Origin of the sequence: Nitrosospira multiformis (genome assembly GCF_900110185.1) — a bacterium.
In the GTDB taxonomy this organism is placed as follows: Bacteria; Pseudomonadota; Gammaproteobacteria; order Burkholderiales; family Nitrosomonadaceae; genus Nitrosospira; species Nitrosospira multiformis_A.
Genome location: NZ_FOCT01000012.1, coordinates 52299 through 74276, shown reverse-complemented (window position 1 = coordinate 74276; position 21978 = coordinate 52299). Strand labels below are relative to the sequence as shown.

The window sequence follows — 21978 nt, the reverse complement described above, 5'->3', positions numbered from 1 at the left end:
TTAACTGGTTTCCGGGTTAGGTAATTTGGGAAGACGACTCGAAAACTTGTTGCGAGACGGGCCGGACATTACCGCCAGCACCGGAATCTCTATGGCTTCCACGATGTCCTCTACAGAACGCACACGTCGATTCATTAATTCCATTACCAGGGCGACGCCCACACCTAGCAGCGTCCCAAGAAAAATGGAAATCAGCATATTGAGCAATAACTTGGGTTTTGACGGCTCACTCGGGATTGAAGCAGGGTTCAGCGGGGTTATGTTAGTCTGAACGGAAAGACTTTCCAGACGGGTGAGAGCACTACGCTGGCTTATGCCTTCGAAATTGCGTTGCGCAGCTTCCACGTCCCCTTGAAGGACACTCATCTGATCACGCTGCCTGTTAAGCTCCAGCACGCGCCCCTTCTGCTTTTCCATCGCTTCGAGCAACTCTTGCTCCTTTCGCTTCCCCACTTCATATGAAGTGCCGATACTGCTATGTATCTTGCGCGTTTCAGCAGATAGCTTGCTTCTGAGAGATGCGAGTTCAGATTGCGTGCGTTTGGTTTGTGGATGATTTGGCCCCAGATAGGCGCTGCTTTCCTGAAGCTTCGCGTCGAGGCGCGCAATGTCCGATTTGAGGCTATTTATCAACGGGCTCTGTATGACCTCAGCCAAAGTATCCGGATCTTCAGCGGCTTTCCGTTTACTGCTACTGTCCGATGTCTGGGCTTGAATAAGAGTGAGTTGACTTGAAAGTTCATTGAGCTTGGCTACTTCATAATCCAGACGTTCCTCAGTGGCGACGAGCCCGGTTTCCTGTTGATACGCGGAAAGCGCGGCTTTGGCTCGCTCGAGCTCATCCCTGGCCGCGGCAGTTTGTCCTTTGAACCAGTGCGCATACTGGCGGGCAGGGGCGACCTTCAAATCCAGATTCACGTCGATATAGGCTTGAGCGAAGGCGTTTGCAACAGCCGCGGCAAAATTGGGATCACTCCCCGTATACTCAATGTAGATTACGTTGCTTTCCCGGGAAGGTTTGACATCAAGCTTTCTTTTCAGCAAGTTGGCCAGCCAGGTGGTAAGCTCACCCTTGCTTCCGTCCTCCTCCCACTGCTCCTTTACCACGGGGCTTTCATCCAACCGCAGCATTTTTACGACACGCTCTGCTACACGGTCGCTATTGATCACGTCTACCTGGGTAGCCATGTAAGTCGGGGACGTCAGGCCGGGCAATACCATCCCCGCTACCGGGTCGGGCGATTTAATGTCAACCACTACAGCTGTACCGGCGGTATATTGTTTAGGCAATAACAAACTGACTATAAGGGTAGCGATTACCGTAAACAATAAAATAGAGAGGACTACCTTATACCGGGCACGAAGGATGAGTAAAAATTGTTGAAGTGTCATAGGTACGGAAGACGCTTAAAAAATGCTTTCTCGCACATAGATTATGTCGTTGGGCTGGACAGCGTCGGTCATCTTGGGTGAAAGCCTCTCCACGACTCCATCCGCGTTTCTGCGATCAAGACGCAACCACCATTCGCTCCCTCGCGGAGTGGGCCCACCGCCCTGAGCCAAAGCCTGCATTACCGTCATGCCTCGCTCAATACGATAAGCGCCGGGTCGCTGTGCCTCGCCGTAAATATAGAAAACGGGAGCCCGGTGAACATAAATCGTGTCTCCTCCAGCAAGGATGATATCTTCATCGGATCTCTCTTCCAGATAGAGTGCGGGAATATCAATCACCTTTCGGAAGGCCTGTCCGTTGCGTGTACCGGTAACGATTGCGAAATCATCGCCGAGCGGGGTGGTACCTCCCGCGGCAGCCAGCATGTCACTCACTCTACTCAGGGTTTCCAGTGGAAAGCGTCCCGGTCGATTGACCTGACCCAGCACACTCACCTGATTGCCTCGCATCTGCAGGAGGACAATGGTCACCTGGGGTTGCTTTATGAAACCACCCTTTTTAAGGGCGGCTGCAAGTTTATTTTCGGCGGAAGCAACAGAAAGCCCTCCGACCTCGACAGCGCCCACCAGCGGAAACGTGATGGAACCACTTTCGGAAACCCGGGTTTCAGTAGTAAGGTCAGGGTTCTGAAAAACCTGAATGCGCAGGATATCACCCGGACCCAGCGGGTAGTCAGGACTCTCGGCAAAAACCTGAGCCGAAGACAACATTGATAAAAGGATCAAGGTACGAACCAAAATTTGGAACATATTGTCGAACTTCCTCTTGATAATTGCGTTATCTCAACAAACCAGCCGCACCCTTTTCAAGGCCGGTATTATCGACTTGCGACGAACTCGTATCCGTAGCACTGGCGACTGACGAAACGGAATGTTCTCCGCCGGATGCATTTTTATCCGAAGTAGCGAATTCGCCCATGTAGGTGATATTGGCTTTTGCCTTGAGAGCCTTTATTTCCCCCCTCGCGGCTTCCGCCGCGCGCTGATTTCCAAGAAACTGCTGGATACGCGGCAACGCTGCTGCTTCGGTAATCGGCGCTGTTTGTGCGGCGGCAATCCGCATGAGGGTAATCGATTGCGGACCCTGGATGAGCAGGCCCTGGCCGGGTTTCAGCGGATGTATCTGGGGCAGGAGCTCAAGAGGAATCTGCTCGGCAGAACGTGTTGCGCTGCCAGCGGCAAATTTTATCTCCTTGCCTTTCAGCCACTTTGCAATGTCTTCCATGGGCTTGCCTGAGTCGAGCATTTGCCGCAACTCGTCCGCGACACCGGCTGATGAAGGAAGCACAATTTCCTGTATGTTATAAATGCGGCGTTCCGCGAAAAGCTGCGGATGTTCCGAATAGTAGTTTTTTGCTTCTTCGACGGTTGGCTTTGGAGTAGCCGCAGTGATCTGCTCGAGATAGGCGCGTGCAAGAATCTCTCTACGGGCGTTATCCAACGCCATGAGAACTTCCGGTGAACGGTCAAGTTTTTTATTGATAGCCTGCTCTACCGCAAGCTCCTGATCGACGAGGCGATCAAGAACTTCCCGCCGAATCTTGGAGGCGTTTTCCGGAGAACTTGCGCTATTGCGCGTGGCTCTGGCCAGAACATAATTAAGTTGATGCACGGAGATTTCGCCGGAATTTACTTTGGCCGCTACCTGACTGACTGGTTGTTGTGATTCTTTTTTGTCGCAGGCCACGAGTCCTAAAGCAAGCAACGGGAATAATAGTGCCGTTATGAATTTCTGACGATTCATTTTCATATGATCAAATTTGTTGAGCCATTGGCTTTTCGGTTAAAGAATAGGACAAATAATTTAAAACAATTCTGTGTTTTCAAGTATTTTACACTTCCTGCCAGTACAGACTCTCGTCAATACAGGCGTGTAATTCAGGTACCTGACAACCACGGTAGCCGAGGTAGTATTTGGCCGCAATAGTCCGTTCGTACTATCAGACTCCCATTGTAAATCACCTTTTCCCAACTCCTCTCAATAGTAATAATAGCGAAACATGGGTTGCTTGATCATCAAAAATTAAGCGTGGCCGAAACACTTCCTGCAGTGCTGTCAAAATCAAAGCCACGATGATTGGAACTGCGATGATCCCGATGAAAAGCGGCGCTTAAATAGAGTGTGTTAAGTGGCCGCCAATCAAGAGCAACCAAACCGGAATGCATTTGATCGCTCCGGTTCTCTGTAGGAAGAGGAACAACAGCGCCATGAAAATCACTGAGAACATAATCATAGCGCACCCTCAATGCAGTCTTTTCCGTGATTTGCCAAGTCGGGGCAATCGAGAAGCGATTGGTGGCAATGTAACTACTCGAGAAACGCTCAAAGATAGAATTCTGAAAGGCAAATGGTGCAGTCTGGAAATTGGACAATTGCCTGGACCATCCCCCCGTCAACTGCAGTTTGCTGGTCGGCATCCAACTTATATTGAGATCGCCCACGAAGCCGGCGAAGTTTCGCTGGGAAAAATGAGCATGCTTACGATCGAGGTAGCCGATTCGTCCTTCTATGGAGGTCTTGACCGTGATGGGCCAACGCATGCGGAGCTCGTGCTCCATTTCATCGAAACGGGTGTCAAAGAGAACGTCGGCAAGAGGCTCCGGTCGATTGATGAACTCCCCGCGCCCGCTTCTCACTTTGTAAGTGAGCGAACCACCGGAACTTGAGACATAGCGTATTCCCCCCTCCACCGAGGAAATCTTGTTGTTGAAATCCTGAATGGTTATCCGGCTGTTCTTCATGACGCTATGGTCAAGACCGCCAATGAGATGCCAAGCCCTGTTAAGCTCAAGAACCCCATCGAAATGATAGTTGTCAATGGTGCGCAGATTGCGGTTCGTACCATTCACAAAACCGGAGAGGTTTGCAAAATTGTTAAGCGCTTCACTGTGGCGGCTAGTCAATCTGCCATGAAGGTAAGGGGTTGCATACCAGTGCCAGGCCGCATTGTAATTTTTCCCGAGAAAATCAAGAAAATCAAAATTCATGTAACGGTTATCAACCAGGGTACCGGTTACCTCGAAGCGTTGCAGGGAATATGTTTTATTAAACCCAAGAGTTGCAGACGTGATAATGATCTGATCGGCTCTCCGCGGTTGACCGGTTAATGCAACCGGATTAACGAGGGGAGACAAACGAAAGACATTGCTGTCGTACGTAAATGTGGTGCCCGCGGTCACGCTGAAAGTCTTGTCGGGAATCATCCTGGGGGGATGTGGCATCTGTTGAGCCATTACCTGTTGCGCATCCAACAAAAAAAAACCTGAAGAAGCAATTACTGCGATCCAACGACAGCGACCAAGGGAAAGATTTAACGGCAATCTTTTTTTCATTTTAGATATCTCTATCTTTCCGATACAAAGGAGGCTGCAAGAGTATCACCTTGACTAACGGGAAGATAGCGGAAGTGTTATTCGTGTTAATGATTACTGAGAGGCTTTGCGGCGCATGAGAGAAGCACTTACACTTAATATGCAGCTCGATCTTTCAGTACTACCAGAATAGTCTTGCAGATGATGTGCAAATCGAGCCGCAACGACCAGTTGCGCAAATAATCGAGATCATGATCGATGCGTGCCTGCATCTTGTCCAGGGTTCGCGTCTCCCCACGGTAGCCGTTGACCTGCGCCCAACCCGTAATTCCCGGCTTTACCTTGTGCCGGATCATGTAGCCTTTTATAAGATTGCGATATATCTCGTTGTGCGCTACTGCATGAGGCCGGGGACCGACAATGCTCATGCGCCCCTGCAATACATTGATGAACTGCGGCAATTCATCCAGGGAATTCTTCCGCAGGAAAGCCCCAACGCGGGTTATGCGGTTATCATTCCTTTGTGCTTGCCGAATGGTATTCCCATCTTCGCAGACACTCATCGATCGAAACTTGTAAACAAGGATTTCCTCTCCGTCCAGTCCATAGCGTCGCTGCTTGAAAATAATGGGGCCTGGCGAATCCAGCCGGATGGCAGTCGCGATGAGCAGCAGAAGTGGTGATATGAGTAGTAGTATAAGTAGGGAGAGGATAATGTCGCTTGCGCGCTTGACCATCCCATTGGAGCCCGTAAAAGGCGATTCGCAGACAGCGATAACCGGTGTACCACACACTGTGCCACTGCGCGCCTGAATAAGATCCGTAATAAACATGTCGGGTACAAAATAGATGGAGGCCGTCGTATCTTTCAGTTCTTCGAGAACATGCAGAATGCGTGGCTGGGAAGCCATCGGCAACGACAGATAAATGAACTGAATGCGATGCTCCTTGACAAATTCGGGAAGTTCTCGAAGCCTTCCGAGCAAGGGATTATGCCGCGCGTGCGAAAGTCGGCTCTCATTCCGATCATCAAAAAAACCGGACAGTTCCATATTCGAATAACGCGTCTCATGGATACGACGGGCGAGTGCCACTCCCTGCTCGTTCATGCCGACTATGATGGCGCGCTGCGGTGGACCCTGGAGCATGAGAAGATAGGGTGCGGCGATACGAAACAGCAGATGGACGCCGATTTGACTTAAGGGGGCAGCCCATAGCCATGTGATGAGCACCTGCCTTGAGAACTGCGCGATATAGCCAGTTGCAAAACCGAGAAAAAAAAGTAGCAAAGCCATCCAGAACCAGGTATAGAACACGTCGAAGATAAGGACTTTGACGGATGATCGGAGATGTGACGCACCCGGAAAGGAGATAGAGAACACGATCACCGACAGGATCAAATAAGGCGGGAGTAATTCGCCTTCGAAACTGGTGCTTATCAGCCATAACGAAAGTGTCAGTACTGCCGGATCAAGCACCGACTCGACCGCGCTCAACATATTGTTAGCCAGCGGGCCTTTCACCTGGCGAGCGGTAACAGTTGAAGCGGAAAATGTGGGATTTGCCTCAGCCATGACCAACGCGTTGCTCAATTTTAGAAATTGCTTGTACCCGGTTGTAGACATCGAGTTTCCGGAATATCTGGTGCAGGTGGTTTTTGACAGTGTAAGAACTGATGCGCAGGATACTGCCGATTTCGGCATTTGTTTTGCCCTTTCTTACCCAAGTCATTATTTCGACTTCTCGCTCGCTCAGTCCATGGAGATCGAACCCCGGCGCATCTGCAAGGAGGGAGGGGCCGCAGGAGTGCTGCGGCAAGGGTGTTACGCGGCGCAAAGCCGTATCAAGGTAAGGCAGCAGAATTTCCATTGCGATCAATGTTGAATCGTCAAGCTTATCCTTCGAACTGAAGACGACATAAAGGCAATCATGGTGTCCGCGCTCATCACTGATACCATGGAACAGTGACGAACGCATGTTGCGTAACGCTCTTCCGAAAGAACAGTGCGCTGCCCCATCCCCCTGAAGAATCTCCGACATCCCCAACTGCGCCTCGCAAACCCTGGATGCACAAGGAATGCGTCCCATCTCAATCCAACGGTTGTAGGATACGCGCAACAATGGAGAAAGCCGGTCCAACTGCAATTGCGCCGTTCTGAGACCGGGCAGCGGAGAAATGATATCGTATCGGACATTATTCGAACCGAAATCGCCCCAAGCCGCAAGCAGGATCTCGTGGGGCAAATAATGCTGCACTTCCCCTTGCAGCCATTTTAACAGGTCAAAATGGCGGCGAACTGCTGTTCCTTCCTGAATGATGCGAAAGTAACGCTGAAGATGATCATCAGTGAACGGAGGGAAGAAACCCATTTTATTTTGTGAGTAATTGGTTTATTGAATGGGTTAAATAACTCAGGCTTTAATACTGGCGATAAAACGAATGTAAATTTTGGGCGGACGCTGCCGTTACATTCCGTAGTTGGTTGTTCTTTCTCTGATACAGCACAAACGCCCCTGGTTTCCCCGTCAGTCTTTCCAATGTTGGATGCTGTGAGTTCTGCTCGACACCGTGCTTCATTTTGGGCTTCCGCCTTATCGGGAGTATTCGAAATAATGACTCACTACTGTTACCAAAGTATTTCCATATACCGCTACATCGATATCAAGGATAACAGGTGAAAAGTCTTCCCTGCTAACGACTACTACCTGCAAAAACTATCTGCAAAAGAGCAAGAGTGAGAACAGCAATAGGGCAAGGATCAAATATTACCGGTAATAAAAAGACTGTCTGTTCGCTAATTCACATAACCTCAATAAATATAAATTTGCTGCTTGGGAGGAAGTTTGATGATCGGAATCAAGATCCGAAGCAGGTATTACGAAGGGCATATTGGGTGCCCGAACAAGGGGGTGTTTAGGGGCTGCTACCGGCAGATCCACGTGCTTCGCAAGTGTGAAGGCTGAAACTGGATAAAACCAGGGGTACCCGGTTGGAGAGGACCCTCTTGCGTTGCCGGCGTACGTAAACGAGTTATGCAAAATTGCTGACAATAGAAGCAGTCCCGGTCAGTTGTGAAGGAATCATGATCTGAATTTATGGAGAGTTAAGTATGGGAGTTGATTGCTTTCGGCTCCCAAGCAGGAAAAGGGTGAAATCCTGACTCTGATAAAGTTCCTTGTTTCGTCGCACTTTACCCATAGCCCACCCGTTTTTAAGACTCTACTACAAAAGATTTCAAACTGAAAGGTTGTGTACGTCATGCTGTGCACAACTGATTAGCCATGGTTATGCCGTTTACTTCACGCTACGCAGGGCAAGTTCAAATAGCGAGGATCTGCGGTGCGCAAAGTCTCGCATTGAATGAAATGGATGGGTAGATATTTTGGGGTGGCTGATGGGGATCGAACCCACGACAACCGGAATCACAATCCGGGACTCTACCGCTGAGCTACAGCCACCATCCGAGAAAATCGCAATACACAATTCCGATACCCGCCGCAGGGCTACGACGAGAGATAGCTTGTGGCGTGCCCGACAGGAATCGAACCTGTAACCCCCAGCTTAGAAGGCTGGTGCTCTATCCGGTTGAGCTACGGGCACCACTCAAATCGGATTTCGCCTCGAATTAGCATGAATGGTCGGGGTGGAGAGATTTGAACTCCCGACATCCTGGTCCCAAACCAGGCGCGCTACCAGGCTACGCTACACCCCGGAAAGGGCGATAATATACCTTTCCGCCGCTAAAAGGTCAATTTTGGTTCCTTGGGGAAAATCAGATTGAGCGTAGGATCGCGCTTATTACTGTACCTTATCCCCGAAGCGGGGGCACTGGATCAAGGAGCCGGGCGCAGGAAGCAGATCGAGACGGGAGAGAGCTCAACTCTTCAATTTGTCGCACTCGATCAGCGCATATGCGGAATGATTATGAATGGATTCGAAATTTTCCGCTTCCACTGTGTAAGCATCTATCCGCTCGTCCCGATTGAGCACTGATGCGATATCCCGCACTGCATCCTCGACGAACTTGGGATTACCGTAGGCCTTCTCGGTGACATACTTTTCGTCCGAGCGTTTAAGCAATCCATAGAGCTCACAGGATGCCTGGTCTTCCACCATGCGGATCAGATCTTCTATCCATACAAAATGATTTGTCCGGATTGATATGGACATATGGGATCGCTGGTTGTGCGCTCCATAGTCCGATACTTCTTTGGAGCATGGGCAAAGGCTCGTTACGGGCACGACCACTTTCAAAGTGAAGCGGTATTCTCCGTTTCTGATTTGCCCGACGAACGTAACGTCATAGTCCATCAGACTCTTTATGCCGGAAACCGGTGCGGTTTTGGCGATGAAATACGGGAAACGCATTTCGATATCGCCGGATTCCGCCTCGAGCTTCTTCACCATGGAAACCAGTAGCTTTTCAAACGTTTCCACCGAGATCACCGAATCATGCTTATTCAGCATCTCGACAAAACGAGACATGTGCACGCCTTTGAGGTGATGCGGCAGGTTTACATACATGTTGAATACGGCCACTGTATGCTGAACGCGAGCCTTATCCATTACCCTTACCGGATGGCGGATTGCCCTGATCCCCGCTTTGTCGATCGCAATGCGTCTCGTATCGGCCACACTTTGCACATCTGCAATGAGCGTTTTGTTCATCGTGTACCGTTGCAAGGAAGAACATCGCACATCAAAGGCATGCGATGCAAAAGTGAGCGGTTTACTTCGGGAATCTCGCTCTTATGGCGCGTACGATACCTTCCCTATCCAGTCCGCACTCGCTCAACATCTGAGAAGGGTCGCCCTGGTCGAGGAAAGTGTCCGGCAGACCCAGCTGCAATACCGGAACTGTACGACCTCGGGCAGATAGTGATTCCAGAACCGCGCTGCCTGCGCCGCCCATGACAGTGTTTTCCTCCACAGTAACAAGCAATTCGTGATTGGCTGCCAGCGATGCAACGAGATCATCGTCCAGGGGTTTGACAAAACGCATATTGGCGACTGTCGCATTCAATTCTTCCGCCGCCTCAAGACAAGGCTGGAGCATGCTGCCGAACGCGAGCAATGCAATTTCCGCTCCCTCCCGCCGTATTTCACCGCGTCCGATCGGCAGCATCTGCATCTCTTTCTGCGGGACCACACCGCTACCTGAACCTCGGGGGTAGCGCACAGCGGCAGGCGTATTCATCTGAAAAGCGGTATACAGCATCTGGCGGCATTCGTTCTCATCCGAAGGGGCCATTACGGTAATGTTCGGGATACAGCGCAGGTAAGTCAGATCGAAACTCCCCGCATGAGTAGGTCCGTCTGCTCCCACCAGTCCGGCACGGTCTATGGCAAACACGACAGGAAGATTCTGAATGGCAACGTCATGAATCAGCTGGTCATATGCGCGCTGGAGAAATGTCGAATAGATCGCCACCACCGGCTTCAACCCATCGCATGCGAGACCGGCTGCGAAAGTGACGGCATGCTGCTCGGCGATGCCCACGTCAAAATAACGATCGGGATACTCGTGGGAAAACCTCACCATACCCGATCCCTCCCGCATGGCCGGAGTGATCCCTACCAGACGCTGGTCCAATGCCGCCATGTCACACAGCCAATCCCCGAAAATCTGGGTATAGGACGGCTTGGCTGAAGCCTTGGGAATGATGCCCGCATCGGGATTGAACCTTGTTACGCCGTGATAAAGAATCGGATCGTCTTCCGCTGCCTTGTACCCCGCTCCCTTACGGGTTACCACGTGCAGAAACTGGGGACCGCGAAGATGCCTGATGTTGTTGAGCGTGCTGACAAGCACGTCAAGATCATGGCCATCAATAGGCCCGATATAATTGAAACCGAATTCTTCAAACAACGTGCTTGGCGTCACCATGCCTTTTACATGCTCCTCGGCACGCTTGGCAAGTTCCAGCACGTGTGGAACCACCCCCAGCATTTTCTCGCCGGCGCGCCGCGCGGTTGCATAAAACTGACCGGACATGAGCCGCGCCAGATAATTGTTGAGCGCTCCCACTGGCCGGGAAATCGACATATCGTTGTCGTTCAGAATGACCAGCAGGTCGGTATCCATGGCGCCGGCATTATTCAAAGCCTCGAACGCCATGCCGGCACTCATCGCGCCATCACCGATCACCGCGACCACGGACCGCTTCTTGCCTTCCCGCTGCGATGCTACTGCCATCCCAAGCGCAGCGCTGATGGAGGTGCTGGAGTGAGCGGTGCCGAAAGCGTCATACTCACTTTCATCCCGGCGCGGAAAGCCGGCGATACCGCCGCGCATGCGCAATTTGCTCATGCCTTCGCGCCGTCCGGTCAGAATTTTATGGACATAGGTCTGGTGGCCCACATCCCATACCAGGCGGTCGTAGGGTGTATTGAAAACGTAGTGCAGTGCGATGGTCAGTTCGACCGTGCCAAGATTGGAGGACAGATGACCGCCGGTTTTGGCTACCGATTCAACCAGGAATTGGCGTAACTCGTCCGCAAGCTGCGGCAACAACTTGCGTTCCAGTGCCCGCAGCTTGACAGGATCGGTAATAGTATTGAGCAATGGGTGCATTTAAACCTTGAAAATTACAAAATCCTTTTTCCGGGAAACAGGCTAGCCGTCAAAATTCTTCAAAATTCCCGGTGAATGATAAAGTCAGTTACCTGCCTCAATCGTCCTGCGGCTGCCTTAAACATCTCCAGGGATGCATATGCCTCCCGCCGCAACTCCTCCGCGAGCTCGCGGGCCCGTTTGCTCCCCAGAATACTCACATAGGTAGGCTTATTGTTTTCGGCATCCTTGCCGGCAGTCTTGCCGAGGGCGGCAGTGGTTGCCTCGGCGTCGAGAACGTCATCGACAACTTGAAATGCAAGACCGATGCATTTGGCAAAATGATCAAGGGCTGCCAACTGGGCTTCGTCCAACCTGCTCCCACAATAGGCACCCAGCATTACCGCGGCTCGAATAAGCGCGCCTGTCTTGTGAATATGCATGAATTCCAGTTCGGGGAGGCTTAATGTCCTGCCGACACTGGCAAGATCGACAGCCTGCCCTCCCGCCATGCCGCGCGAACCCGCCGCTTGCGCCAGACGCCTGATCATTTCAAGTTGCATCTTCGGGGTGTCAGCCAGGGAGTATTCGGCCAGCAACTGAAAAGCGAGGCTCTGCAAGCTGTCACCCGTCAATAGGGCAATTGCTTCCCCATATTCGATATGACAGGTAGGCTTGCCCCGACGCAATACATCGTCATCCATGCAGGGCAAATCATCGTGCACGAGTGAATAGGCATGAATGAGTTCCACTGCGGCAGCAGCAATCGTCACCCTCTCCTCGTTCGCATTGTTCAGCTCGCCAGCTGCAAAAGCGAGCAAAGGCCGTACGCGCTTGCCCCCACCCAGAACGGTGTAGCGCATCGCTTCATGCAAGCGCTCAGGCGCGACGTCTGCGGCGGGAAGCAGGGTCTGCAGGGAATTTTCGATGCGTACCTGGTGGCTTCTCGCCCAATCCTGAAAATCAGCGGTCATCAATACCGGAAGGGGAGAAATTTTTCAGTGTGTTGGCTTCAAGGAGGCGTACCTGTTGCTGCGCATCCTGCAACTTGGAGTGGCAATATTGTAGCAATTCCGTCCCACGTTTGTGAGCTTCGAGGGATTCTTCAAGCGGCATCTGCCCTGCTTCCATTTCCATAACGATGCTTTCCAGCTCAGCCAGCGCAGCTTCAAAATCTTCCGGAGGGGAAAATTTGACGGGGTCGGCGGGCTTTGTCATGATAAACACGCTGTCAGAATGGGTGTATCGCGGGCAAACGGCAAAAATAACGCAATAAGTGGTGTCAGGTCAATTAAATACACGAAACTTTCCCACGAAAGAGGTTTCTTAGTCGGATTATAAGCGTTTCAGGGCAAGGGCATGAGGACATGCTCATTCTCTTCCTTGTCTTCCCTGCCGTTCCTGGTTTTGATAATCCAGCCATCTTTATTTGAAAGGTGAAAAGTAGCATATGGTCGATCTGATTGATGTTTGCCAATTGGCTCCAACGCAACTGCCGGTTGACTGGTATCTCGACTCTCAAATCCTTGAACTGGAAAAACGCATTCTGTTCGACCAGGGACCGGGCTATGTCGGCCATGAGATCATGGTGCCAAACATTGGCGACTATTATGTGCCAGAATGGATGGATAACGCGAAAATGCTGGTGCGTAATAAGGATGGTATCGAGTTGCTATCCAACGTCTGCCGCCACAGGCAGTCACTGCTGCTCAAAGGGAGTGGCAACACCAGAAACATCGTTTGCCCGGTGCATCGCTGGACGTATGACTTGAAGGGCACGTTGCTCGGTGCACCTCATTTCCCCGAAAACCCTTGCCTCAATCTTTCCAATACGCCTTTGCAGAGCTGGAACGGACTCCTGTTTCAAGGCAGGCGGAATGTTGCGCGCGATCTGGGCAACTTGCAAGTCCTGAAGAATTTCGACTTCTCGGGCCATGTGCTGGAACGCCTTCAGATAGATGAATACGCCTGCAACTGGAAAACCTTCATAGAGGTTTATCTGGAGGACTACCACGTCGAGCCATACCATCCAGGCCTGGGCAATTTTGTTGACACGGCTGCACTGGAATGGGAGTTCGGGGAGTGGTACAACGTTCAGACTGTGGGGATCAATAACGCCCTGACCCGCCCGGGAACGCCCGTCTATGCAAAATGGCACGAGCAACTGTTGCTGCAGACAGCGGGCGAAATACCGAGGCATGGTGCAATCTGGATGCTGTATTATCCCAACATCATGATGGAATGGTATCCCCATGTATTAGTCATCAGCACGGTGCTTCCTACCGGAACAGAGCGTTGCACCAATGTGGTGGAGTTCTATTATCCTGAAGATATCGCTTTGTTTGAGCGTGAATTCATTGAAGCAGAACAGGCCGCCTATCGTGAAACCGCTGCTGAGGATGATGAAATCTGCAAGCTGATGACAGAAGGGCGCCGTGCGCTGTACAAACAAGGTGTGAGCGAGGCCGGACCATATCAATCGCCGATGGAAGATGGCATGGTGCACTTTCACAAGTTTCTGCGGCGAGAAATTGAACCACACATCTGAGCGATAAGTGATATCCTTTTGCTGAGCGGATTTTTCTTCGGTAGCCCGAATTTTTTGGACTACCCGGATTTTTCTCTGCCCGCGTAATTTATATTGTGGGTAACACATGATAACCATTGAGGAAACGGAAAATCTGATCAGTATCGCTGTTTTCGGTGAATTCACCCTGGCCGATTACCAGGAATTCGAGGACAAGGTACTCCGCAAGGCTGGCCGCGACGGCAAGGTGAATGTACTGTTCGATTGGCGGGATATGCTGAGCTACACCATTGATGTCGCTTGGGAGGACATCAAATTCGTGCGGGAACACGGCAGCGAATTCAATCGCATCGCGATAATCACTGAAAACCAGTGGCGCGCTTGGGCGGCCTGGGTATCCAATCTATTTGTCGATGCCGACATAAGGGTATTCCGGGATTATGCCGAAGCAAAGACATGGCTTGAAGGATGAGGCGACCCGGTACTGATTGAGTGTAAATCCGGCTTTGCACCTTGGAGTCAGCGGCAGGCCTATTCCAGGCGAGGAATTTTTTCAAGGATTCCCTGTGGTGTGTAGTGTGATTCCGGAAGATCGCGCCCGGGCTTGCAATAATCTGCCTCGAAAATAAAAGAAGAGTTGATCCATCGATAGATGGATTCCTGTAAAATGTCGCGCGGCTGCGAAAGAGATTGAGATCAGATCTAACGCGAAGCTGAAGGGTCCGGTTCCGGCAAGTGTTGCAAAAAAGACACACATTTCCCTTCCATTCTCCAAAACCTCTTTATATCGTCTGCCAACTCGTACAGAATGGAGCTTGTCGCCTATCCTGTAAATAATCGAAAGCAGACTGCGTGTTAGAGACAGCCCCTTTGCGTGAAGGAGCGGGATCCGGTAATGCCCGAAGTACATGATAAAGCTGCTCTATTACGATAATAAGAGCTGAGTATAAGAAGGTTCGTTGATTTCACAGATTAGCGCATTTATTTTTTGTTTTTCGAGCTACTGCCTTTACCGGGAGCCAGGTAAAGCCGATATTTTCAAGCAGCATCTCGAACTCGAACGACGCGACAGCGGATGATGGCCAAAAACAACGATTGCCCGACTGGAATCCTTTATATTATAAAAAGATGACTAGTACGATTAATTTGGAGGGGAAGACCTTGAGTTCAACAATAGCGAAGTTGAACGCTCCGCTGACGCAAGCGTTTAACCCTCAATTATCAAGCGAGCAGCCGGCAGCTGCGATCCCCACACCTACCTACAACACTCAAGCTCAGAGATTAGCCGACTTCGACACCTTAATCGCTGCGCTCGAGTATGCGGCGGCAGGTACAGCCGGATATAACTTTTACGATGCCAAGGGTAATCTCCGCTCCGTTCTTCCCTATCAGGCATTAAGGCAAAATGCCCAAACAGCGGCGCAGCAGTTGCTCGGGCTTGGATTGGCGAGAGGAGACCGTGTTGCGATTATTGCCGACACGACGCCGGAATTCGTGGAAATCTTTTATGCATGCCGCTATGCAGGACTGGTACCTTATGCAATGCCTGTTCCTGTCAACCTCGGCAGCCATGCGGTTTATGTTCGGCAGTTGCGCGGAATGCTGGAGGCAGGTCAGGCAAGCGCCGCTCTGGCGAGCCTTGACTATGTCGGTTTCTTGAAAGAAGCGGCCGACGGGTCGCAATATCTGCGCTGGGTGGGAACGCCGGAGCAACTTGGGGAACTGCCGACGCTGAATATCGAGCTCACGCCAAATAGTCCCGATGAAATTGCATACCTGCAATTTACTTCGGGAAGCACGCGCATGCCGCGTGGAGTAGTAATTACCGAAGGTGCACTGATGAGCAATCTTCAGGGCATTGTCCGTCACGGTCTGAATATCCGGGCAGGAGACCGCTGCGCATCCTGGCTGCCGTTTTATCATGACATGGGCTTGGTCGGCATGGTAATGGCACCGATGGTGGCACAGGTTTCCGTTGATTATCTGGCTACCCGTGATTTTGCAATCAGGCCGCTGCAATGGCTGCGCCTGATCAGCAGAAATCGCGCCACCGTCGCGTTCAGCCAACCTTTTGGACTCAAGCTCTGCACGCTTCGCGTGCGCGATTCCGACCTGGAAGATCTTGACCTCAGCAGTTGGCGTGCAGCGGGAGTCGGCGCGGAAATGATCCGTCCGGACACTTTGAGGAATTTTGCGGAAAAATTTGCCCCCGCCGGTTTTGACGCGCGCGCATTCCTCCCCTGCTATGGGCTGGCTGAATCGACGCTCGCCGTTACCTTCTCCGAAGTTGGTCAAGGTTTTCAGAGTTTGCGAGTCGACGCGGCAACCCTCGTTGACAGGAAAATGGCAGTACGGTTGCAGGTGGAAGGCCGGAAGTACAGTGAATTTGTCAACTGCGGCCGTGCCTTGCCGGGGCATATCGTCAAAGTGGTCGACGAGGCTGGTCAGCAACTCCCTGATTTGCGCGTGGGCAGCGTACTCGTGCAGGGCAGCAGTATCATGACAGGTTATTTCAACAATCCGGAAGACACCTGCAAGACACTCAAACTGGGGAACTGGCTGGATACGGGTGATCTGGGGTTCCTCTTTGAAGGGGATCTCTACATCACCGGGCGTCGTACCGATGTAATCATCGTCAATGGACGTAACATCCGTGCCCAGGATATCGAGGAGCTTGCCGAACAGCAACCCGAAGTGAGAACGCGTGAAGCGTCTGCCTTCGGCATTACTGACGCCAATGACGTCACGACCATTGTCCTGGTCATCGAATGCCGACTTACCTCGATAACGGATCGCCAGTCCCTTACCAGCCGTCTGCAACGTCTGGTCTACATGGCGTTTGGCGTGAACTGCCTGGTGGAACTGGTTCCACCGCACACCCTGCCGCGCACTTCCTCCGGAAAACTGTCCCGTTTTGCGGCACGCCAGGGCTTTATCCAGAGAACGCAGATGATAGACCAGTTATCTGCCGAGTCCGGGGACAAATAATCGGCGTATGTCGGAGTCTTGGGTCGCCGTTACCGGCGCCACTGGCTTTATCGGAAATGCACTGCTGCAGTCTCTGATAAAGGAAGGATGGAAAGTCAGGGCTCTGACAAGACGTGTGCGCGTCGATGACGAGTCCACGCAATGGATAGAAGGCGATTTACATAACCTCGATGCATTGCGAAAACTCGTAACAGGTGTCTCGGCCGTTGTGCATTGTGCCGGCCAGGTTCGAGGAAGCTCTCTCGAGAGTTTTGTACGTACCAATGTGGAAGGTACGATCAACCTGATGCAGGCTTCTCTGGAACAAAACCCGCCTCCACGTTTTCTGCTGATTTCTTCCCTGGCCGCCCGGCAACCCGAGCTTTCCTGGTATGCCATGAGCAAGCATATGGCTGAACGAGTGATAAATGAGCGTTCGGCTGGTATGGCCTGTGCCATTTTTCGTCCTACGGCCGTTTATGGTCCTGGAGATAAGGAAATGAGCCCGCTTTTCAGGATAACGCGCCGCGGTATCTTGCCAATGGTGGGACAACCTGACATGCGGTTTGGATTACTGCATGTCGCCGATCTGGTAGCAGCCATCACCTGCTGGCTTTCGACTGCGGTCCCTGTACAAGGTACCTACGAGCTTGATGATGGTATGCCGGGAGGTTACGACAGCCAGGCGGTAGCCACTATTGCGCAGGAAGTGTGGAAACGCCCCGTACACTGCGTCTTTTTTCCCGCACCACTGGTTTCATTGATCGCAAACGTCAACTTGTGGTCTGCCAGATTGCTAAGCTATTCACCTATGCTGACACCGGGAAAAGTGAGAGAATTGCGCCACCCCGACTGGGTTTGTGATATTGATCCCTTGACCCGGGCGCTCCCTGATTGGCGACCCTGCATCCACCTTCGCGACGCTTTGCCACAAGCGGTCTAATTTCATTCATCGAATCATTTTGAATCCAGATGTTGAACGATTATAACGACGTTCTACAAAAACTTTGCCATCACCTCAAACAGCTTGCTGGTTCGGAGGTGGAAATTACACCGCAGACCGATCTTATTAACGAGCTGGCAATCGATTCTGTAAAATTGCTGAACCTGATCATGGAAATCGAGGACGAGTTCGACATTTCTGTACCGATCAATGCTCTTGCGGATGTACAGACCGTTCATGAGCTCGCCAACTTGATCCACCGGATAAAGTCTCAAAAACAATGAGTTTGCTAGATAAGCTGGATGCCGTGGCGGCAGCGAGAAAAGCCTTGCTGCCTGAGGGTGTTGAGGTTTTTGGAACGCCCATAGAAGAAGTTTATTCCTCGACCGAAGCCAGGATCGGGGATCAGCGGATATTGTTTCTGGGAACAAATAATTATCTGGGCCTTACCTTCGCGCAGGAGTGCCGGGATGCGGCGCAGGAAGCGATCCGCAGTGAAGGTACGGGTACAACCGGCTCGCGCATGGCCAATGGCAGTTACAGCGGCCATCGTGCCCTCGAGCGCGAGTTTGCCGAGTTTTATCAATGCCGATCCTGCATCGTATTTACCACAGGGTATCAGGCCAACCTTGCTACCATCTCAGGCCTGGCCGGGCCCGGCGACATCGTTCTTATTGACGGCGATTCCCACGCAAGCATCTACGATGGCTGCCGTTTGAGCGGAGCCGAAATAATCCGCTTCAGACATAACGATGCGGCAGATCTGGAGAAGCGTCTCCGCCGCCTGGGAAAACGATCGCGCTCCACCCTCATCATTGCCGAGGGCATCTACAGTATGCTTGGAGACCGCGCGCCGCTCGCGAACATCGTCAAGGTAAAGGATGCGTATAACAGCACGCTTCTTCTTGATGAAGCGCATTCCCTGGGGGTGCTGGGTGAGACCGGACAAGGTCTGGTAGAAGAAACAGGCCTCCTCGATAGAGTAGACTTCATCACAGGCACCTTCAGTAAAAGCCTGGGCGGGATCGGCGGCTACTGTGTGAGCAATCATCCGCAACTGGATCAGTTGCGCTACGTGAGCCGGCCTTATATTTTCACAGCCTCGCCTACGCCTGCCACCATCGCCTCAACCCGTGCAGCTCTCAGACTGCTGAGGGAGGGGGTCGAATTACGCCGGCAGCTCTGGAGGAATGTGCACCAGCTCTACTCGCAACTCAAGGAACTGGGTTATCGCCTGGGACCGGAGCCCAGCCCTGTTATCGCAACAATCCTTGAAACACCGCAACAGGCGCTGGCGCTGTGGAAAGGACTGCTTGAACATGGTATCTATGTGAATCTGGTTTTGCCACCCGCAACGCCAGAGGGCAATTCGTTGGTGCGCTGCAGCGTAAGCGCCGTCCATACCACCGAGCAGATGAATCATGTCGGTAAAACTTTCGCCAAGTTGCGCGAGACTATTTTCCAGTAAGGACTTTTCGTCTTTCAGATGCATTCGCGTTGAAAGCCGGTCGGGAAAGGAAGATTCTCGTCCTTACTATCCTACCTTACACCGTCCACTCCACGTTACGGTAGTCACCGGAGTATGTTGTAAGATTCGGAGTAGGCCCAATGACGAATAAAAGAAAACGGCGTCGGAGTTAAGAAGGGAAAATATGACAATCCCTTAAAACCCGCCGCCGCTCGTTCAGGAGGATCCGCGGAAGTGCGTGCTTTTAATTTCGCGGATCGAGGATTGAATAGCGCTGATTCTGCCCTGCTCAGGACATTTTGGCGCTCGTCCGCCGACGCAGCAGAAAGAAGGCTGCTACGCCAGCCACACCCAGTATCAGCGCAATCTCTGTCATGCCGATACCCCCGCCGTGTCCATCATGGCCGCCACCTCCGCCCACATGTACGGGAATGCGTACTGCGGGAGTCATCTTACCGTCCTTCTCGGTTTCCAGCAGCAACGCGTACTGCCCCAGTTCTTCCAGGTTTACGGTAAATGTGATGCTTCCGGAAGGATAGGGTTTGGCAGGTATCGACATGATTTCATGCCCCCCCTCTCCATGCCCTTCCATCACCAGGCGCATCGCGATGGGAATTTCGCGGGATTCGGGATCGGTCAGATCCACCGTGAAATACAGCTCCCCGGTTTCGGGAACATGGTCGCAATAGGCATGAGTGGGCGGAAGCTCGCCCTTGGGCTTCTCATAGGCGCTGAAGGATACAGGAAAGGCGCCCGATTTGATGGCACAATCGCCTGAATGGTGGCCTTCATGCGCAAGCATGAGTTGTGCATGGGTGGGAACAGCTACGAGAGCTATCATCATAGCCCCTGCCAGCCCGGCGGCCCACTCAAAAATTTTCTTCATAATATCTCCGGTTTTGTGTCCGCAATTTAATCTGACGCCCCGCACAAGCGGGAGCAATCGCCGATTGTATAACAAACCTGTCCGGAAAAGGAAACAGAGAATGTTCAGGCAACAGGCTGCGGAAGGACGGCGAGAGATATATTTTTGCTGTTTTCTGCTGCCCGGAATATGCAGGCAGCTTGCAATCGGCGTGCCGTCGCTTTTGCCTTTATGGAGGCCGAATTATCGGAAATTCAGGAAAGAAGCTGGCCGATAAGCCGGGTTCTGTCAAGGACAGTCATTCCTCTAGGCGTGCAGTCACCTACACGCTCAAGCAACCTACCCGCAGGCTCAACGAGCAGCATCATCGCCTGCCTATTTGGTCTTGCTCCGGATGGAGGTTACCGCGTTTCACCGTAACTTAATACGCTCGTCTCTGTGGCCCTGTTCCTCACCTTACGGCGGCCGGCCGTTAACCGGCATCCTGCTCTGCGGAGCCCGGACTTTCCTCTCCCTGAACTCGTCACCGAGGACAGGCAGCGACTGTCTGGCCAGCTTCGGTCCAATGATAGCCTAAAGCCCGTGTCCGCCGCAAACCTCCGCTTTCCCCTGTCTCCAATGACCGCGCTCAACAGAATAAAAATGCGTGCAGGCAGTGAACTCGCAAAATGAAATATTCGGGTATGATCTTCCCGTTGCCAAACGGGTGGAATCATGAGACGAAGCGTACTGGTCATATCAGCCCTGATTTTTTGCCTTTCCGCATGTGCGGGTCTCAGACCGCAGGAACCGTTGCGAATCTCCGTTGCCGGACTTGAGCCTCTTGAAGGAAAAGGCATGGAGGCGCGCTTTGCAATCAGCCTGAGAATCCAGAACCATGGCGCGGTCCCGCTGGACTATGATGGCGTTGCGCTCGACCTGGACCTGCGTGGGATGAGCTTTGCCAGCGGAGTGAGCGAGCAGCAGGGCACGATTCCCCGCTTTGGCGAAACGGTCATCATTGTTCCGGTAACGGTTCCTGCCACCGCTATCATTCGTCATGTATTCCGTCTGACTGCGGGCGATCACCGAAAGACCGATTACGAATTGCGGGGCCAGCTGGGTGCGCCAGGCTTTGCCATCGGACGCCATTTTGATGTAAAGGGTGAAATCACGCTCCCCGCCCTGCCGGCGGAGGAGGCCCGGTAAAAAACCCTCAGCCCGGGCGTTGAGTGTCACCCCCGCATTCAATCGGTTCTACCATTCTGGAGGAATACCGGGTGCGGTATTGCTCCACAGCCGGCAGGTGATGCGCCAGATTCCGCTGCTCACGCAGGTAATCGACGATGTTTTCCAGATTGACGATGCTGGTGACAGGAATTCCATACATGCGGCGCACTTCCTGCACGGCGGAAAGCTCGCCTTTGCCCCGCTCCATGCGGTCCAGGGCGATGGCCACCCCCGCGGGAGTAGCCCCTGCGGCATGAATATAGTCGACCGATTCCCGCACTGATGTGCCGGCGGAAATTACATCATCCACAATCAGCACCTGCCCAGCGAGAGGTGCGCCCACGAGATTCCCTCCTTCTCCGTGGTCTTTCGCCTCTTTGCGGTTGAAACAGAAGGGGTAGTTGTTGCCCCCGGCAGCCAGGGCAATGGCAATGGAACTTACGAGCGGAATGCCCTTATAGGCGGGGCCGAAAAGCATGTCAAACGGAAGCTGGGCAGCAAGGATGGCTTTGGCGTAAAATTGCCCCAGCTTTCCGAGAGATTCCCCATCGTTGAACAGTCCCGCATTAAAAAAATACGGTGAAATACGTCCTGCTTTGGTTTGAAATTCGCCAAAGCACAGAACATTCCGGCCGATGGCGAACTCGATGAACTCCTTTCTAAAATCGGACATGATAATGG

At 52.2% G+C, this 21978-nt stretch carries 19 protein-coding genes, 3 tRNA genes and 1 other RNA gene; 7 read left to right on the top strand and 16 right to left on the bottom strand.

The window, feature by feature from the left end; translation table 11 throughout:
- From epsF to BMY01_RS13105, 13 genes are all read right to left on the bottom strand, one after another.
- Complete coding sequence (epsF, locus tag BMY01_RS13165) at nt 1-1392, bottom strand: chain length determinant protein EpsF (RefSeq protein WP_074748230.1); 1392 nt, start codon at nt 1390-1392, stop codon at nt 1-3.
- A gap of 15 nt (nt 1393-1407) precedes the next feature.
- The gene (epsE, locus tag BMY01_RS13160) at nt 1408-2202 is read right to left on the bottom strand and encodes a polysaccharide export protein EpsE (protein WP_074748180.1); all 795 of its coding nucleotides are present in this window, start codon (nt 2200-2202) and stop codon (nt 1408-1410) included.
- A 28-nt stretch (nt 2203-2230) separates the two neighbouring features.
- Nucleotides 2231-3196 (bottom strand): EpsD family peptidyl-prolyl cis-trans isomerase, encoded by a 966-nt coding sequence (locus BMY01_RS13155; RefSeq protein ID WP_074748334.1) that lies wholly within the window; start codon nt 3194-3196, stop codon nt 2231-2233.
- A 272-nt stretch (nt 3197-3468) separates the two neighbouring features.
- Entirely contained in the window at nt 3469-4686 is a 1218-nt protein-coding gene (gene epsL, locus BMY01_RS13150) for an XrtB/PEP-CTERM-associated polysaccharide biosynthesis outer membrane protein EpsL (RefSeq protein WP_254772742.1), read from the bottom strand.
- Nucleotides 4687-4919: 233 nt separating this feature from the next.
- The gene (locus tag BMY01_RS13145; protein ID WP_439331406.1) at nt 4920-6389 is read right to left on the bottom strand and encodes an undecaprenyl-phosphate glucose phosphotransferase; all 1470 of its coding nucleotides are present in this window, start codon (nt 6387-6389) and stop codon (nt 4920-4922) included.
- The gene (gene epsA, locus BMY01_RS13140) at nt 6331-7134 is read right to left on the bottom strand and encodes an XrtB/PEP-CTERM-associated transcriptional regulator EpsA (RefSeq protein WP_074748174.1); all 804 of its coding nucleotides are present in this window, start codon (nt 7132-7134) and stop codon (nt 6331-6333) included. Before epsA ends, BMY01_RS13145 begins: the two co-directional genes overlap by 59 nt.
- 1014 nt (nt 7135-8148) lie before the next feature.
- Nucleotides 8149-8223 (bottom strand) — tRNA-His (locus BMY01_RS13135).
- 65 nt (nt 8224-8288) lie between these two features.
- Nucleotides 8289-8365, bottom strand: a tRNA-Arg gene (locus BMY01_RS13130).
- Between the two features lie 35 nt (nt 8366-8400).
- A tRNA-Pro gene (locus BMY01_RS13125) sits at nt 8401-8477 on the bottom strand.
- Between the two features lie 164 nt (nt 8478-8641).
- A complete protein-coding gene (gene folE2 / locus BMY01_RS13120) occupies nt 8642-9433 on the bottom strand; it encodes a GTP cyclohydrolase FolE2 (RefSeq protein WP_074748171.1) in 792 nt (263 codons plus the stop codon).
- Nucleotides 9434-9494: 61 nt separating this feature from the next.
- Nucleotides 9495-11339, bottom strand: coding sequence for a 1-deoxy-D-xylulose-5-phosphate synthase (dxs, locus tag BMY01_RS13115; protein WP_074748168.1), 1845 nt, complete (start codon nt 11337-11339; stop codon nt 9495-9497).
- A 59-nt stretch (nt 11340-11398) separates the two neighbouring features.
- Nucleotides 11399-12292 carry a polyprenyl synthetase family protein gene (locus BMY01_RS13110; protein ID WP_074748165.1) on the bottom strand — a complete coding sequence of 298 codons (894 nt, stop codon included), beginning with the start codon at nt 12290-12292 and terminating at the stop codon, nt 11399-11401.
- Nucleotides 12282-12536, bottom strand: a complete 255-nt coding sequence (locus BMY01_RS13105; protein ID WP_074748162.1) for an exodeoxyribonuclease VII small subunit — start codon at nt 12534-12536, stop codon at nt 12282-12284. Before BMY01_RS13105 ends, BMY01_RS13110 begins: the two co-directional genes overlap by 11 nt.
- Before the next feature lie 232 nt (nt 12537-12768).
- On the opposite strand from BMY01_RS13105, the gene BMY01_RS13100 reads away from it, so the two are divergent.
- The 6 genes from BMY01_RS13100 (at nt 12769) to spt (ending at nt 19223) form a co-directional block, all read left to right on the top strand.
- Nucleotides 12769-13866, top strand: a complete 1098-nt coding sequence (locus tag BMY01_RS13100; protein ID WP_074748159.1) for an aromatic ring-hydroxylating oxygenase subunit alpha — start codon at nt 12769-12771, stop codon at nt 13864-13866.
- A 106-nt stretch (nt 13867-13972) separates the two neighbouring features.
- Complete coding sequence (locus BMY01_RS13095) at nt 13973-14317, top strand: SpoIIAA family protein (RefSeq protein WP_074748156.1); 345 nt, start codon at nt 13973-13975, stop codon at nt 14315-14317.
- A 689-nt stretch (nt 14318-15006) separates the two neighbouring features.
- Entirely contained in the window at nt 15007-16833 is a 1827-nt protein-coding gene (locus BMY01_RS13090; RefSeq protein WP_074748153.1) for a fatty acyl-AMP ligase, read from the top strand.
- A gap of 7 nt (nt 16834-16840) precedes the next feature.
- Entirely contained in the window at nt 16841-17755 is a 915-nt protein-coding gene (locus BMY01_RS13085) for an NAD-dependent epimerase/dehydratase family protein (RefSeq protein ID WP_074748150.1), read from the top strand.
- A 29-nt stretch (nt 17756-17784) separates the two neighbouring features.
- Nucleotides 17785-18039 (top strand): acyl carrier protein, encoded by a 255-nt coding sequence (locus BMY01_RS13080; protein ID WP_074748147.1) that lies wholly within the window; start codon nt 17785-17787, stop codon nt 18037-18039.
- Nucleotides 18036-19223: a serine palmitoyltransferase gene (gene spt, locus BMY01_RS13075; protein WP_081353926.1), complete on the top strand. Its 1188-nt coding sequence runs from the start codon at nt 18036-18038 to the stop codon at nt 19221-19223. Before BMY01_RS13080 ends, spt begins: the two co-directional genes overlap by 4 nt.
- A gap of 289 nt (nt 19224-19512) precedes the next feature.
- Here spt and BMY01_RS13070 read toward each other — a convergent pair whose 3' ends face one another.
- The gene (locus tag BMY01_RS13070) at nt 19513-20109 is read right to left on the bottom strand and encodes a hypothetical protein (RefSeq protein ID WP_074748144.1); all 597 of its coding nucleotides are present in this window, start codon (nt 20107-20109) and stop codon (nt 19513-19515) included.
- 237 nt (nt 20110-20346) lie between these two features.
- An RNA gene (gene rnpB / locus BMY01_RS13065) (RNase P RNA component class A) lies at nt 20347-20647 on the bottom strand.
- A 155-nt stretch (nt 20648-20802) separates the two neighbouring features.
- Here rnpB and BMY01_RS13060 point away from each other — a divergent pair.
- Complete coding sequence (locus tag BMY01_RS13060) at nt 20803-21276, top strand: LEA/WHy family protein (RefSeq protein ID WP_074748141.1); 474 nt, start codon at nt 20803-20805, stop codon at nt 21274-21276.
- Nucleotides 21277-21283: 7 nt separating this feature from the next.
- On the opposite strand, the gene pyrE is transcribed toward BMY01_RS13060, so the two are convergent.
- Nucleotides 21284-21970 carry an orotate phosphoribosyltransferase gene (pyrE, locus tag BMY01_RS13055; protein WP_074748138.1) on the bottom strand — a complete coding sequence of 229 codons (687 nt, stop codon included), beginning with the start codon at nt 21968-21970 and terminating at the stop codon, nt 21284-21286.
- Nucleotides 21971-21978: the final 8 nt, after the last annotated feature.